Source organism: Paenibacillus sp. SEL1 (assembly GCF_054602535.1).
Window position 1 is genome coordinate 4891900 of record NZ_CM137723.1, and the last position, 16462, is coordinate 4908361.

General features: G+C 53.3%; 1 protein-coding gene (cut by a window edge). It reads left to right on the top strand.

Annotated elements, in window-relative coordinates; genetic code table 11:
- Positions 1–16245, top strand: partial view of a non-ribosomal peptide synthase/polyketide synthase gene (locus tag ACYCSE_RS22370; protein WP_459699978.1) — the 3' portion only. Its footprint begins 25941 nt before the window's first position; 16245 of the gene's 42186 nt are visible here — the last part of the coding sequence; its start codon lies beyond the left edge, outside the window; its stop codon occupies positions 16243–16245.
- Positions 16246–16462: the final 217 nt, after the last annotated feature.

Sequence of the window (16462 nt, forward strand, 5' to 3'; positions counted from 1 at the left end):
GAATCGGTACGAGAAGCCGTGGTCACGGCGCGTGCGGATGAAACGGGACAAAAACAAATGGTGGCGTACTATGTCGCCGGGCAAGAAATGGGTGCCAGTGAGCTGAGAAGTGAGCTGGGCCGGGAGCTGCCAAGCTACATGGTGCCGTCGTACTTTGTACAGCTGGAGCAAATGCCGCTGAGTCCAAATGGAAAAATTGACCGCAAAGCCCTGCCAGCACCGGAAGTCAGCCTGCAAACCGGAGCCGATTATGTCGCACCGCGGACGTGGGTGGAAGTGAAGCTGGCACACATTTGGCAGGATGTGCTGGGTCTCACGCAGGTCGGCGTGAAGGAAAACTTCTTCGAGATTGGCGGACATTCGCTGCGGGCGACGACACTGGCCTCGAAGATTCACAAGGAGCTGAACAAGCCGCTTCCACTACGCAGTATTTTTGAAGCACCAACGATTGAACAACTGGCAGTCGTACTGGAACAGCTGGATCAAGTAACCTATGCGTCCATTCCGGTAACGGAAGAACGCAATTTCTACCCGTTATCTTCGGCGCAAAAACGACTGTATGTGCTGCATCAGTTTGATCCAAGTGATGTGAACTACAACATGCCGTCGGTGCTGCAAGTGAGCGGTCCGCTGGACGTAAAACGAGTAGAAGATGTGTTCCGTCAACTGATCGCCCGCCATGCAACCTTGCGTACCCGCTTTGAGCTGGTGGACAATGAGCCGATGCAATGGGTTGAGGACACCGTGCCGTTCAAAGTGGAATATACGAAGGTACAAGCAGAGCGTGCAACTACGGATACAGATCAGGACACAGCTACAGCTACGGACACGACGGTCAGCCAGGAAGCACAAGAACGGGTACGACAGTTTGTGCGTCCGTTCGATCTGAAAGCTGCACCGCTGCTGCGGGTAGGCTTGGTGGATCTAGACGTACAAGGAGCAGAGCAGGCATCCCAGCATCTGCTCATGCTCGACATGCACCATATCGTTTCGGATGGTGTGTCGATGGAGGTGCTGACCGATGAATTTGTCCGCTTGTATGGCGGTGAAGAGCTATCACCATTGCGGATTCAGTACAAAGACTATGCGGTATGGCAGCAAAGCGAAGCCCACCAGGAGTGGATGCAGCGTCAGGAAGCGTACTGGCTGGGTACCTTCCGGGGCGGCGTGCCTGTGCTGGATCTGGCAACCGACTTTGCCCGTCCGGCGGTACAGAGTACGGCAGGGGATACGATCGAATTCGGACTGGAGCGTGAAGTTAGCAAACGCCTGAAAGAACTGGCTTCGCAAACAGGTTCAACCTTGTATATGGTGCTGCTGGCGGCGTACACCACGCTCTTGCATAAATACACAGGCCAAGAAGATATCGTAGTCGGCACGCCGATTGCTGGAAGACCGCATGCGGAACTGGAGAGTCTGGTAGGTGTCTTCATCAACACGCTGGCAATCCGCAATTATCCGTCTAGCGACCAATCGTTCCTGGATTATCTGCAAGAGGTGAAGGAGCATGCGCTCAGTGCTTATGAGCATCAGGACTATCCTTTTGAAGAGCTGGTTGAAAAGCTGAATTTGACGCGGGATACGAGCCGGAATGCGCTGTTTGACACGATGTTTGAGTTGAAAACATTGGAGCAGCAGGAGTTGCAGCTGGAAGGTCTGACCTTACATTCGTATCCGCTGGAAAATCATACGGCCAAATTTGATCTGAGCTTGGATGCAATAGAGCAGCCAGAAAGCATTCTGTGCCGTCTGGAATACAGCACGGCGCTGTATAAGCCTGAGACGATTGCGCGATTGGCACAGCATTTTACCGAGCTTGTAAGTGCAATTTCACTTCATCCACAACAGCCACTGGCAGCTTTGGATATGGTACCTGCCGAGGAAAAAGCACAAATCATCCATGGATTTGGAGATGTGGGGGTATCGGATGTTGCTGCTGAAGCAGGAGCCTTATTCCATATCTTAGTGGAAGAACACGCGCAGCTTGTACCGGATCATGTGGCGGTGGTGTACGAGGAGCAGCAACTTACGTACCGGAAACTGAACGAGCGTGCGAACCAATTGGCGCGGAGATTGCGGAACGAAGGCGTTGGACGCGAGTCGATGGTTGGCATCTTGAGTGAACGCTCGGTGGATATGCTGGTCGGTGTATTGGCGGTGTGGAAGGCTGGAGGCGCCTATGTGCCGCTGGATGCAGACTATCCGTCAGAACGTATTCGTTTCATGCTAGAGGACAGTGGTGCGAGGGTACTGTTGACCCAAACGGGCTTGCAGGAGCGTGCACTGGGTTGGCTGAATGAAAGCCAATGGGCTCTGGGCGAAGGAAAGAATGAGAGTGAGCTGGAGACGGCGGTTAGCGCTGAAACGATGGAAAGAGACCGCCTTAGTGAAGGCGTAAGCTTGAAATCAGATTCGAAGTCTGACAGCGAAGCAGCATCCGAACCGGCAACAGTGCTGCGTCTGCATACCGTGCTGGCGTTGGACGATGAGTCGCTGTACATCGGAGATACCACCGATATCGAGCCTATCAACGAACCGCAGGATCTGGCGTATGTCATTTACACCTCCGGGACAACAGGACGTCCGAAGGGTGTCATGATCGAACATCACAGCTTGGTCAATACGGCTGCGGCGTATCGTCGGGATTACCGTCTGAGCGAGTTCCCGGTACGTTTGCTGCAGCTGGCGAGCTTCTCCTTCGACGTCTTCGTCGGGGATATCGCGCGGACGCTCTATAACGGTGGCACGATGGTCATTTGTCCGAAAGACGATCGGATTGATTTTAGCCGATTGTATGGCTGGATTCGCGATTACCAGATTACCGTATTCGAATCGACTCCGGCCCTGATCGTACCGTTTATGCAGCATGTGCATGAACAGGGACTGGACATGAGCAGTCTGGAACTGCTGATTACCAGCTCGGATAGCTGCAGTGTGACGGATTACCGTTTGTTACAAGAACGGTTTGGCGCGGATATTCGCATTATGAACAGTTACGGCGTCACGGAAGCGGCGATTGACTCCAGCTTCTACGACGAAGAATTGTCGAAGCTGCCAAGCAGCGGCAATGTGCCGATTGGCCAGGCGTGGCTGAACGCACGCTTCTACATCGTGGACAGCCAGCTGAATCCGGTGCCGATCGGCGTACTTGGTGAACTGTGCATTGGCGGAGCCGGGGTGGCACGAGGCTACCTGAACCGTGCAGACCTGACGGCCGAGAAATTCGTAGCGAATCCATATGTACCGGGTGAACGACTGTACCGCACAGGCGATTTGGCGCGGTGGATGCCAGATGGCAATGTGGACTTTATTGGCCGGATGGATGATCAGGTCAAAATCCGGGGTTTCCGGATTGAACTGGGCGAGGTGGAAGCACAGCTGCTGACCGTGGACGGTATTCAGAAAGCCATCGTCACCGCCTGGGAAAACGAAGACGGAGACAAGGATTTGTGTGCGTATGTCGTAGCCTCTGAGGCGCTGAATTTGCCCGAGCTGCGCAACCTGCTGCAGCCCAAGCTGCCGGGTTATATGATCCCGACATATGTCGTACAACTGGATCATTTCCCGCTGACACCAAACGGGAAAATTGACCGCAAAGCGTTGCCTGCGCCGGAAGCGCGCCTTGAAGGAGGCACAGCGTACGTGGCACCGCGCACACTGCTGGAAGAGCAGTTGGTACGTATTTGGCAAAGTGTTCTGAATCATCCGCAGATCGGTATTAAGGACCATTTCTTTGAAGTCGGAGGACATTCTCTGCGCGCGACAACACTGATGGCGAAAATCCATCAGGAGCTGAATTACAAGCTGGCGCTGCGAGATATTTTCCAATATCCGACGATTGAGCAACTGGTACAGGTGATGGGAGAAGTTCAGACACAGCAAACGTATGTATCCATCCCTGTTGCGGAGGAACGTGCATATTATCCGGTTTCCTCGGCGCAAAAACGGATGTACGTGCTGAGTCACCTGGAAGGCGGAGAGGTTAGCTACAATATGCCAGGCGCTTTGATCATTGAAGGTTCCTTGGATAAAACGCGACTGGAGCAAGCCTTCCGTAAGCTGATTGCCCGTCATGAAGCCCTGCGAACTAGATTCGACATGGTGGATGGCGAGGTGATTCAACGGATTGAATCGGGCGTCGCATTCAACGTGGAGCATGTGCAGGCAAGCGAAGAAGAGACCCAGCAGTACGCACAGGACTTTGTACGTGCATTTGATCTCGCACAAGCACCGTTGCTGCGGGTTCAGTTGGTGGAAACCGGAGCGGAGCGTCACGTCATGCTCTATGACATGCACCATATTATTTCGGATGGCGTGACTGAAGGAATTATCGTGCAGGAGTTCTCTCAATTGTATGAAGGCAAGGAACTGCTGCCCCTGCGCATCCAGTACAAGGACTATGCGGTTTGGCAGCATGCCGATATGCAAAGTGAACGTCTTCGTGAGCAGGAAAGCTACTGGCTGAACACGATGGCTGGTGACATTCCAGCACTGGATATGCCAACAGATTTTGCAAGACCAGCCGTGCAGCGTCTGGAAGGAGCTCGATTGGAATTTGCGATCAGCTTGGAGGACAGCGAGCAGTTGAAACAGCTGGCCGCGCAAACCGGCTCCACCTTATACATGGTGTTGCTGGCCGCGTATAGCACGCTCTTGCATAAATATTCGGGGCAGGAGGATATTATCGTCGGCACGCCGATTGCCGGAAGACCACATGCGGAACTGGAGGGCTTGGTAGGCGTATTCCTCAACACGCTGGCGATCCGCAATTATCCGGCTGGCGACAAAACGTTCCTGGATTACTTGCAAGAGGTCAAAGAGCATGCGCTCAGTGCTTATGAGCATCAGGAGTATCCTTTTGAAGAACTGGTTGAAAAGCTGAATTTAACGCGGGATACGAGCCGGAATGCGCTGTTTGACACGATGTTTGAGCTGAAAACATTTGAACAGCAGGAGTTCGAGCTGGAGGGTCTGACCTTTAAAACGTATCCGACGGACAATCATACGGCCAAATTTGATCTGACCTTGGATGCAGTGGAGCAGCCGGAAGGCATTCTGTGCAGTCTGGAATACAGCACGGCGCTGTACAAGGCTGAGACCATCGGGCGATTGGCACAGCATTTTACCGAACTTGTACGTGCAATTACCCTGCATCCGCAGCAGCCACTGGCAACTTTGGATATGGTAACCGTCGAGGAGAAGGCACAAATCATCTACGGTTTTGGAGATGTGGGAGTATCGGATGTTGCTGCTGTTGAAGCAGGAGCCTTGTTCCATACCTATGTGGAAGAACAGGCGCAGCTTGTACCAGATCACGTGGCGGTGGTGTACGAGGAACAACAACTGACGTACCGCACACTGAACGAGCGTGCGAACCAATTGGCCCGTAGACTGCGAAATGAAGGCATTGGCCGCGAGTCGATGGTCGGCATTTTGAGTGAACGTTCGGTAGACATGCTGGTCGGCGTACTGGCGGTGTGGAAAGCTGGAGGCGCCTATGTGCCGCTAGATGCGGACTATCCGTCCGAACGTATTCGTTTCATGCTGGAGGACAGTGGTGCGACGGTACTGTTGACCCAAATCGGCTTGCAGGAGCGTGCACAGGTATGGCTGGATGAAAGCAAAACTACATCCGAATCCGCAACGGGGATACGTTTGCATACCGTACTGGCGTTGGACGATGAGTCGTTGTACACCGGGGATACCACAGACGTCAATCACATCAATGAACAGCAGGATCTGGCGTATGTGATCTACACCTCCGGTACAACGGGACGTCCGAAAGGGGTCATGATTGAGCATCGCAGTTTGGTAAACACAGCCGCGGCCTATCGCCGGGATTACCGTCTGAACCAGTTCCCGGTACGGTTGCTGCAACTGGCGAGCTTCTCCTTCGACGTGTTCGTCGGGGATATTGCGCGAACGCTTTATAACGGTGGCACGATGGTTATCTGTCCGAAAGATGATCGCATCGACCCAAGCCGTCTATATGGCTGGATTCGCGACTATCAGATTACGGTGTTCGAATCGACCCCGGCCCTGATCGTACCGTTTATGCAGCATGTGTATGAACAGGGACTGGACATGAGCAGTCTGGAACTGCTGATCACCAGCTCGGATAGCTGCAGTGTGACAGACTACCGGGTGCTGCAAGAACGGTTTGGCGCGGATATCCGCATTATGAACAGCTATGGTGTCACGGAAGCGGCGATTGACTCCAGCTTCTACGACGAAGAATTGTCGAAGCTGCCAAGCAGCGGCAATGTACCGATTGGCCAGGCGTGGCTGAACGCCCGCTTCTACATTGTGGACAGCCAGCTAAATCCGGTGCCGATCGGCGTACTGGGCGAGCTGTGCATTGGCGGTGCCGGGGTAGCACGAGGCTACCTGAATCGTGCGGACCTGACCGCCGAGAAATTCGTGGCCAATCCGTTCGTGCCAGGTGAACGACTGTACCGCACAGGTGACTTGGCGCGGTGGATGCCGGACGGCAATGTAGACTTTATCGGGCGGATGGATGATCAAGTGAAAATCCGCGGCTACCGGATCGAGCTGGGCGAGATTGAAACGGCGATCCAGCGGGTGCCGGGCGTGCGTCAAGCGGTAGTCATCGACCGGACGGATGAGCGTGGACACAAGTATTTGTGCGGATACATCACGGGAGAAACCGAGCTGCGGATCGAGGAGGTACAGGCCGAGCTGGAAGCAGGACTGCCAGCACATATGGTACCTGCACGCTTGATGCGTCTGGAGACCTTGCCACTGACCCACAATGGAAAAATCGACCGCAAGGCCTTGCCGGAACCGGAAGGAAGCATCCATACCGGTGCAGCCTATGTGGCACCGCGTACCACGGTGGAGCAAGTGCTGGCTGCGGTATGGGCCGGAGTACTCGGCGTGGAAGCGGTAGGCACGCAGGATAACTTCTTCGAGCTGGGTGGCGATTCGATCAAAGCCTTGCAAGTATCCTCCCGATTGCTGCAAGCAGGTTATCGACTGGAGATGAAAGACCTGTTCAGTCATCCAACCGTGTCTGCCTTGGCACTGAAAGTCCAATCGGTGACCCGATTGGCGGATCAGAGCGAAGTGGTGGGCGCTGTGAAGCTGACACCGGTGCAACAATGGTTCTTTGAGCAGAACCTGACGGATGCTGATGCTCATCATCATAACCAGTCCATTATGCTGCATAGCAAGGACGGTTTTGATGAACTGGCATTGCGCACGGCGATGGATCAAATCGTTAGCCATCACGACGCACTGCGTATCATTTTCCGTCCTAGTGAGCACGGTTATGAAGCCTGGAACCGCGCGATTGGGGAGGGCGAGCTGTATACGCTGGAACGTATGGACTTCAGCCATGAGACTGAGGTGGCAGCGGCGATCGAGGCCAAAGTGAATGAAATTCAGGCGGGCATTCATTTAAGCGAAGGACCGCTGGTGAAGCTGGGGCTGTTCCATTGTCCTGATGGAGATCATTTGCTGATAGCTATTCACCACTTAGTGGTGGATACCGTATCTTGGCGCATTTTGTTCGAGGATATTACGACCGCCTATGAGCAGGCATTGAACGGACAAGCGGCTCGTCTTCCGCACAAAACGGATTCGTTCCGCACCTGGGCGGATGGGCAGTCTCAATATGCGAACAGTCCGGCCATGGCAGCTGAACTCGCATTCTGGCAGGAAATGGAACAAGGCGTATATCAGCCGCTTCCAAAAGACGAGTCCCCTTCTCATTCCTTCAATAGGGACAGCGAGAACATTACAGTTACGTGGACAGCTCAGGAAACGGAGCAGCTGTTAAAACAAGCGCATCGTGCCTACAACACGGAGATGAATGATGTGCTGCTTACCGCATTGGGGCTGACGATTCATCGCTGGGCGGGCCTGGAACGAGTGCTCGTGAGCCTGGAAGGCCATGGACGGGAATCCATTTTGCCAGAACTGGATATTACGCGCACCGTGGGCTGGTTTACGACCCAATTCCCGGTTGTGCTGGATATGAGCGTGGGGCAAGACCTTTCACAGCGCATCAAACATGTGAAAGAAGGACTACGCCGCATTCCGCAAAAGGGCATCGGCTACGGTATGTTGAGATACCTGTCCGCAGCACGTGAGCAAGAGCGTTTTGTAACCGAACCTGAAATCAGCTTTAACTATTTGGGACAATTTGACCAAGATATGCAAAATCAATCCATTGGCGTATCTCCTTACGCTAGCGGTGCAGAGCTTAGCGCCCATGCAGCCAGATCGCACACGCTGGATATGAACGGACTGATTTCGGAAGGCGAGCTGCAATTGACGATCAGCTACAGCAAGCAGGAATATCGTCGTGAAACGATGGAGCAGTTAGCCGAACAGTTCAGAACCAGCTTGCAGGAAATCATTACGCATTGCACAAGCCGCAAACAGCAAGAGCTGACGCCAAGCGATGTCATGCTGAAAAATGTAACCATGGCCGAGCTGGATCAATTGGTAGAACGGACACGTGACATGGGGGAACTGGAAAATGTCTATGCGCTGACACCGATGCAAAAAGGCATGTTGTTCCATAGTCTGATGGATGCAGCGTCAGGTGCTTATTTTGAACAAACGACCTTTGATTTGCACGGACGCTTCCAAGCGGATATTTTCCAAGATAGCTTGAATCATTTGGCGCAGCGGCATGAAATATTTAGAGCTAATTTCATCAGCGGTTGGCAGGATGAGCCTGTGCAGGTCATTTTCCGCCGCAAGGATGTTGGTTTTAGATGTGAAGATTTGCGTCATCTGAATGAGCGGGAGCGTGACGCGTATGTGAAGGAATTTATTCGCAAGGACAAGGCAGCCGGATTCGATTTATCCCGGGATGCGTTGATGCGCGTGGCGATTTTACGAACAGGCGACGAGGATTATTATTTTGTGTGGAGCTCTCATCACATCTTGATGGATGGCTGGTGTGTGGCGTTAGTCACGGATGAGGTGTTTGAGGCTTATTTTGCAGCCGTGGAGCATAGACAGCCGAAGCTTGCCCCCGTGACTCCATACAGTCAGTATATTGAGTGGCTTGAAGCACAGGATGTAGAAGCGGCAGCTTCCTACTGGAAGGATTATTTGCTCGGCTATGATCAGCAAACTTCGATTCCGACCGGAAAAGTAGGCGTGAAAGCGGACGGTGCACAATTTGAGCATATCCTGTGCGATCTCGGCAAGGATTTGACCGGACGTATGGAAATGGTGGCTAAGCAGCACCACGTGACCCCGAATACATTGCTGCAAACAGCCTGGGGATTGCTGCTCCAAAAGTACAACGGTAGTGACGACGCTGTTTTTGGCGGTGTAGTGTCTGGTCGTCCAGCGGATATTACGGGGATCGAAAATATGGTGGGCTTGTTCATTAACACCATTCCAATACGTATCCGCAGTGGGGCTGAGGACACCTTTGCTGACATGATCAGAATGAATCAGAAGCAGGCGCTGACTTCTCAAGATTATGAAACGTATCCGCTGTATGAAATTCAAGCCTTGAGCGAGCAAAAGCAAGATCTGATCAACCACATTATCGTGTTTGAAAACTATCCGGTGGAGGAGCAGGTCGAGCAACTTGGCGAAGGTGTAGAGTCGGATTTTGAAATTCGCAATGCCGGCATGATTGAACAAACCAACTATGATTTCAATCTGGTTGTCATGCCGCAGGAAGCGATGAAAATCCGATTTGAATACAATGCGAAGTTATATGATCGGGAAGCTGTTGAACGGACTCAGGGCCATCTGGTACAGCTGTTGGAGCAGGTGGTGGCGAAGCCGGACATTCGAGTGCATGAGCTGGATATGGTAAGTGAGCAGGAGCGTGAGCAAATTCTCCGCGTATGGGGAGATACAGCTGCCGAGTATCCGAGCGGGCAAACGATCCATGGCTTGTTCGAGACACAAACGGCGCAGACACCGGAACAGCCAGCGTTGTTCTTCGAAGGAGAGCAGTTGACCTATCGCGAGCTGAATGCACGTGCGAATCGTCTGGCGCGCACCTTGCGTAGTCAAGGCGTGACGAAGGATCGCCTGGTGGGTCTGATGACCGAACGTTCGGTAGACTTGATCGTGGGGATCTTAGGCATTTTGAAAGCCGGGGGTGCATATGTCCCAATCGATCCGACCTATCCAGAGGAGCGTATCCGCTACATGCTGGACGACTCGGGTGCGAAGCTGTTGTTAACGCAAAACCATCTGGTGGACAAAGCAGCTTTTGACGGTAACGTGCTGGTGCTGAATGGGTCACAGGGTGTGTATCACGAGGATGGTTCCAATCTGGAATCGTTGTCTGGTCCGAACGATCTGGTCTATGTCATTTATACGTCGGGTACGACGGGGCAGCCGAAGGGCGTTATGGTGGAGCATCGTAATGTCGTACGTTTGGTGAAAAATACAAACTACGCGCAATTAGATGCCGACACGCGCATTTTACAGACAGGGGCTGTTGTTTTCGACGCATCCACCTTCGAAATTTGGGGGGCGCTATTGAATGGTGGACAGCTGGTGCTAGTGAGCCAGGGTGTCATTTTGGACGCCCCCAAGCTTAAGGAAGCTGTGCGTAGCCACGGCATTACCACGATGTTTCTGACTACACCGCTCTTTAACCAGCTGTCCCAGCAGGATCTGGCGCTGTTCGAGGGGGTACGGGAGCTGCTGATCGGCGGTGATGTGATGTCCGTACCACATATGAACCGGGTGCTGGAGGCTCATCCATCCTTGCGGATCAGTAACATCTATGGCCCGACCGAAAATACGACCTTTTCGACAGTGCATGCGATCACTGGTATGCAATTGGAATCGGTGCCAATTGGCAGACCGATCCATAATTCGACAGCGTATGTCGTGGACCGTTCGATGCGGCTTCAGCCCGTCGGGGTATGGGGTGAGCTGATCGTCGGCGGTGACGGGGTGGCACGTGGATACCGCAACCGTCCGGACCTGACGTCCGAAAAGTTCATCGACAGCCCGTTCCGCAGCGGAGAACGCTGCTATCGCACAGGCGACCTGGTACGCTTGAATGTGGACGGGACGCTGGAATATAAAGGACGGATCGACGCACAGGTGAAAATTCGGGGCTACCGGATCGAACTGGGCGAGGTAGAAACGCAGCTGTTGAAACTGGAGGCAGTGCGAGAAGCTGTGGTCATCGCACGTGAAGATGAGCAAGGGCAGAAGCAGCTCTGCGCTTATGTGGTCGCCGATGGGGAAGTTGTGGCAAGTGAGCTACGCAGCGCTTTGAGCCAGAAGCTGCCGGGTTACATGGTCCCTTCCTATCTGGTACAGCTGGAGCAGATGCCGTTGACTCGGAATGGGAAAATCGACCGCAAAGCACTGCCAGCACCGGAAGACAGCCTGCAAAGCGGAGCGGATTATGTCGCGCCGCGGACATGGGTGGAAGTGAAGCTGGCGCAAATTTGGCAGGATGTGCTGGGTCTGGCGCAGGTCGGTGTGAAGGAAAACTTCTTCGAGATTGGCGGACACTCGCTGCGGGCGACGACGCTGGCCTCGAAAATTCACAAGGAGCTGAACAAGCCGCTTCCACTACGCAGTATTTTTGAATCACCAACAATTGAACAATTGGCAGTCGTACTGGAACAGCTGGATCAAGTAACATATGCGTCCATTCCGGTAACGGAAGAGCGCAGCTTCTACCCGTTATCTTCGGCGCAAAAACGACTGTATGTGCTACATCAGTTCGACCCGAATGATGTGAACTACAACATGCCGTCGGTGCTGCAAGTGAGCGGACCGCTGGATGTGAAACGGGTAGAAGACGCGTTCCGTCAATTAATCGCCCGTCATGCGACCTTGCGTACCCGCTTTGCACTGGTGGACAGTGAGCCAATGCAATGGATTGAGGACACCGTGCCGTTTGAGGTGGAATATACAAAGGTACAGGCAGAAGATGCGACTACGGATACGGACACGATGGTCAGCCAGGAAGCACAAGAACGGGTGCGGCAGTTTGTACGTCCGTTCGATCTGCAAGCCGCTCCGCTGCTGCGGGTAGGCTTGGTAGATTTGGGCGTACAAGGAACCGAGCAGGAACCGCAGCATTTACTCATGCTCGATATGCACCATATCGTTTCGGATGGTGTGTCCATGGGAGTACTGACCGATGAATTTGTCCGCTTGTATGATGGTAAAGAGCTATCGCCATTGCGAATTCAGTACAAGGATTATGCGGTATGGCAGCAAAGCGAAGCCCATCAGAAGTGGATGCAACGTCAGGAAGCGTACTGGCTCGACACCTTCCGGGATGAGCTGCCAGTGCTGGATGTACCGACGGACTTTGCACGTCCGGCGGTGCGAAGTACCGCAGGTGATACGGTGGTGTTTGGACTGGAACGTGAAGTCAGCGAACGGCTGAAAGAACTGGCGGCGCACACAGGCTCCACGCTGTATATGGTGCTGCTGGCAGCGTACACCGCGCTCTTGCATCAATACAGCGGGCAAGAGGACATCGTAGTTGGCACGCCAATTGCCGGACGACCGCATGCGGATCTGGAGCCAATGATCGGGATGTTCGTCGGAACGTTGGCATTACGGAACTATCCGACGGCAGAGCAAAGCTTCCGAAGCTACGTGGAGGATGTCAAGACGCGTGCCCTGCAAGCTTACGAGCACCAGGACTATCCGTTTGAGGAGCTGGTGGAAAAGCTGAACGTGAAACGGGATATGAGCCGCCATCCACTGTTTGATACGATGTTTACCCTGCAAACGACTGAGGAAGGAGAGCTGCAGCTGGCGAACCTGAGCTTCCGTCCATACGGCTTAGAACAAACGCCAGTCAAGTTTGATTTGACGCTGGAAGCCAGAGAGGAAGAGGCAGGCATCCAGTTCGGATTGCAGTATGCAACCGCGTTGTATCAACGGGAAACCGTGGAACGGATGATACGCCACTTTATTCGCTTGGCTGAAGCCGTGGCGGCGAACCCGGATGCGAAGCTGGGTGAGCTGGAGTTGATTACAGTAGAAGAAACCGTGCAGATTCTGGAGGTATTTAATGACCCGAACGCACATAGTGTGCGTTGTGCTGAACACAGACAGGTGCAAGGCCGTTCGCTCAGCGAACGCTTTGAAGAGCAAGCGAAGCGAAACCCTGAGCGGATAGCAGTTGTGTCTGGGGCCACCGCGCTGACCTACACTGAGCTGAATGAGCGTGCGAACCAATTGGCTCGTGTGTTACGAGCGGAAGGGGTCGAAACAGATCAACCGGTTGGCGTATTGTTGGAACGTTCTGCGGATATTCTGGTGAGCATTCTGGGGGTACTTAAGGCCGGAGGCGCGTATGTGCCGATGGATACGATGTATCCACAGGAGCGCATCGACTACATGCTCCAAGACAGTGGGGCCAAGGTCGTGATTACAAGCAGAGTTGCCAACCTGTCGCTCAGCACAGTTCGAGCTGTAGTCTTGGATGACGAGGACGTTCAAGCTCAACTGGGAGCACAGGATGCGAGTAATCTAATCCCTGTCGCCCGCCCGCATAATCTGGCCTATATGATTTACACGTCAGGTACCACTGGCCAACCGAAAGGGGTCATGATCGAGCAGGGCAGTGTTAGCAATCTGGTAGATGCTTTATTGGAGCGAGTATACAGCCGTTATGAACAGCCGCTTCATGTCGCATGGCTGTCGGCATTTGTATTTGACGCTTCAGTGAAGCAAATCTTTGCCAGCTTGCTGTTAGGCCACACCCTGCACGTGGTGTCCCGTGACGTCAGTCTGAGCGGAGAGCATTTGATCGCCTACTACCGTACGCACCGGATTGATCTGTCGGACGGCACACCTGCGCATCTGCATATTTTGAACGAAAGCGTCAATGTGACGGAAGCGCCGGAGGTGAAGCATTACCTGATCGGTGGCGAAGCATTATCCGTGCAGCTGGTAAATGTGTTCCTGCACAAGTGGTCCGGGTATCGTCCGGTGATTACCAACGTGTACGGTCCGACCGAAACCACGGTAGATGCGACTGCTTATACGATTGAAGATGTGGAAGCCCTGAACGCACTGCTGGAAAAAGGGGAGCATACGGTATCCATCGGAACGCCGATAGCGAACCAGTCCGTGTACATCTTGAACAGCCAGCAACAGCTGGTACCAATCGGGATCGCAGGTGAGCTTTATATCGGAGGTGCAGGTGTAGGACGAGGATACCTGAACCTGCCGGAGCTGACGGCAGAGAAGTTCGTCCTGAATCCGTTCGCTGATACGGCAGCAACCGATCAAGCGGACAGCACTCACGCAAACCGGATGTACCGGACGGGCGACCTGGCACGGTGGTTGCCAGACGGCAGCATTGAGTATTTGGGCCGGATCGACCATCAGGTGAAAATCCGGGGTTACCGGATCGAGCTGGGCGAAGTGGAAGCGCAGCTGCTGACCGTGGATGGCATTCAGAAAGCCGTGGTCACAGCATGGGAAAACGAAGACGGACACAAGGACCTGTGTGCCTACATCATAGCTTCAGAGTCCCTGAGTTTGCCGGAGCTGCGCAATGCGCTGCAGCCGAAGCTGCCGGATTACATGATCCCGACGTATGTGGTACAACTGGATCGTTTCCCGCTGACACCGAACGGGAAAATCGACCGCAAGGCGTTGCCGGCACCGGAAGCACGTCTCGAAGGAGGCCTGGAGTACGTTGCACCGCGGACGCCGCTGGAAGCCAAACTAGCCCAAATCTGGCAGGATGTCTTGAAGCTGTCCACCGTAGGAGTCACCGACTCATTCTTTGACGTGGGTGGGCACTCCCTGCGGGCAACGACGCTGGTGGCCAAAATCCATCAGGAACTGGACAGCCGGATTACGCTGCGTGAGGTGTTCCAACACTTCACGATTGAGCAGCAAGCTCAGCTCATAGCTACGCACGGTACAGACACCTATACGGTGATCCCTGCGGCGGCGCAACAGGCGTACTACCCGGTTTCCTCGGTTCAAAAACGACTGTACATTTTGAGCCATCTGGAAGGTGGGGATCTCAGCTACAATATGCCGGGTGTATTAACCGTGGAGGGGCCGCTTCAGGCCGATCGGCTGGAAGATGCGTTCCGTCAGTTAATAGCCCGCCATGAAACGCTGCGGACTTCCTTTGAAATGGTGGAAGGCGAGGTCGTTCAGCGGGTTTACGATCAAGTGGAGTTTGCAGTAGAGCACTTGCAGGCCAGGGAGTCCGAAGCCGGAGCCTATATCGAGTCCTTTGTACGCAGCTTTGACCTTCGCCAGGCACCACTGCTGCGTGTCCGTCTTATTCAAACTGAACCAGAGCGCCATCTCCTGATGTACGACATGCACCATATTATTTCAGACGGTGTATCGTCTAACAATATCGTGCAGGAGCTGGTACAACTGTACGAGGGACAGGAATTGGAGCCGCTGCAAATTCAGTACAAAGACTACGCCGTGTGGCAGCAACAGGAGACGCAGCGTGAGTCATACCAACGCCGGGAACACTTCTGGCTGGAGCATTTAGCCGGAGAATTGCCGGTACTGGATTTGCCAATTGCTTATCCTAGACCTGCTGTTCGCAGCTTCGAGGGTGCGATGTATGAATTTACAGTGGACGCGAATGTATCCGAGCAACTGCACCGAATTGCGGCACAAACCGGAAGTACACTGTACATGGTGCTGTTGAGTGCCTACACCATTCTGCTGTCCAAATACAGCGGTCAGGACGATTTGATCATCGGTACGCCGGTAGCAGGCCGCTTGTTGCCTGAACTGGAGCCACTGATCGGAATGTTCGTCAACACGCTAGCCATCCGGCATCAGCCGAAGGGCAACCAACCGTTCCACAGCTACTTGCTAGAAGCCAGAGATCGTACGCTGCAAGCCTTTGAGCATCAGGATTATCCACTGGAAGAGTTGGTGGAAAAGCTGGATGTAGCACGGGATGCAAGCCGTAACCCATTATTTGACACTATGTTTGTACTGCAAAATACGGAGTCACAGGAAGCGAAGCTAGAAACGCTGTCCTTCAGTCCATATGTTCAGGAGCACAGCATCTCCAAATTCGATTTGACCTTGTCTATGAGTGATGAAGACGGGGAAATCAAGGGTTCCTTTGAATATTGCACGAAGCTGTTTGGAGCCGACGCTATTGAGAGATTAACCAGAGATTTGATAGCGATCCTGTCCCAGGTTGGGATCAATCCAGATTTGCTGTTAAGCGATATTCAGGTGAACTCGGACGAGCAACCGGAAGGCTTCTCGCCGGATTCCATCGACTTTGTTTTCTAAATCTGTTTTCTAAGATGCAATGATTTCACTTTGCGTGTGCAGAGGGCGGCGGCTTGTCCGACTGCCCTTGCCTGCATTGAAAAAACAGCAAAAATAATTCCATTTGAAAATTTAAGTATTATAAAATTCGTCAAGTTTAGGTTGATTATGCACATTATATATTAAGGGAAGATTATAAGATGGATTAGCTCCATTGTATGTTACGAATTGTTTTGAT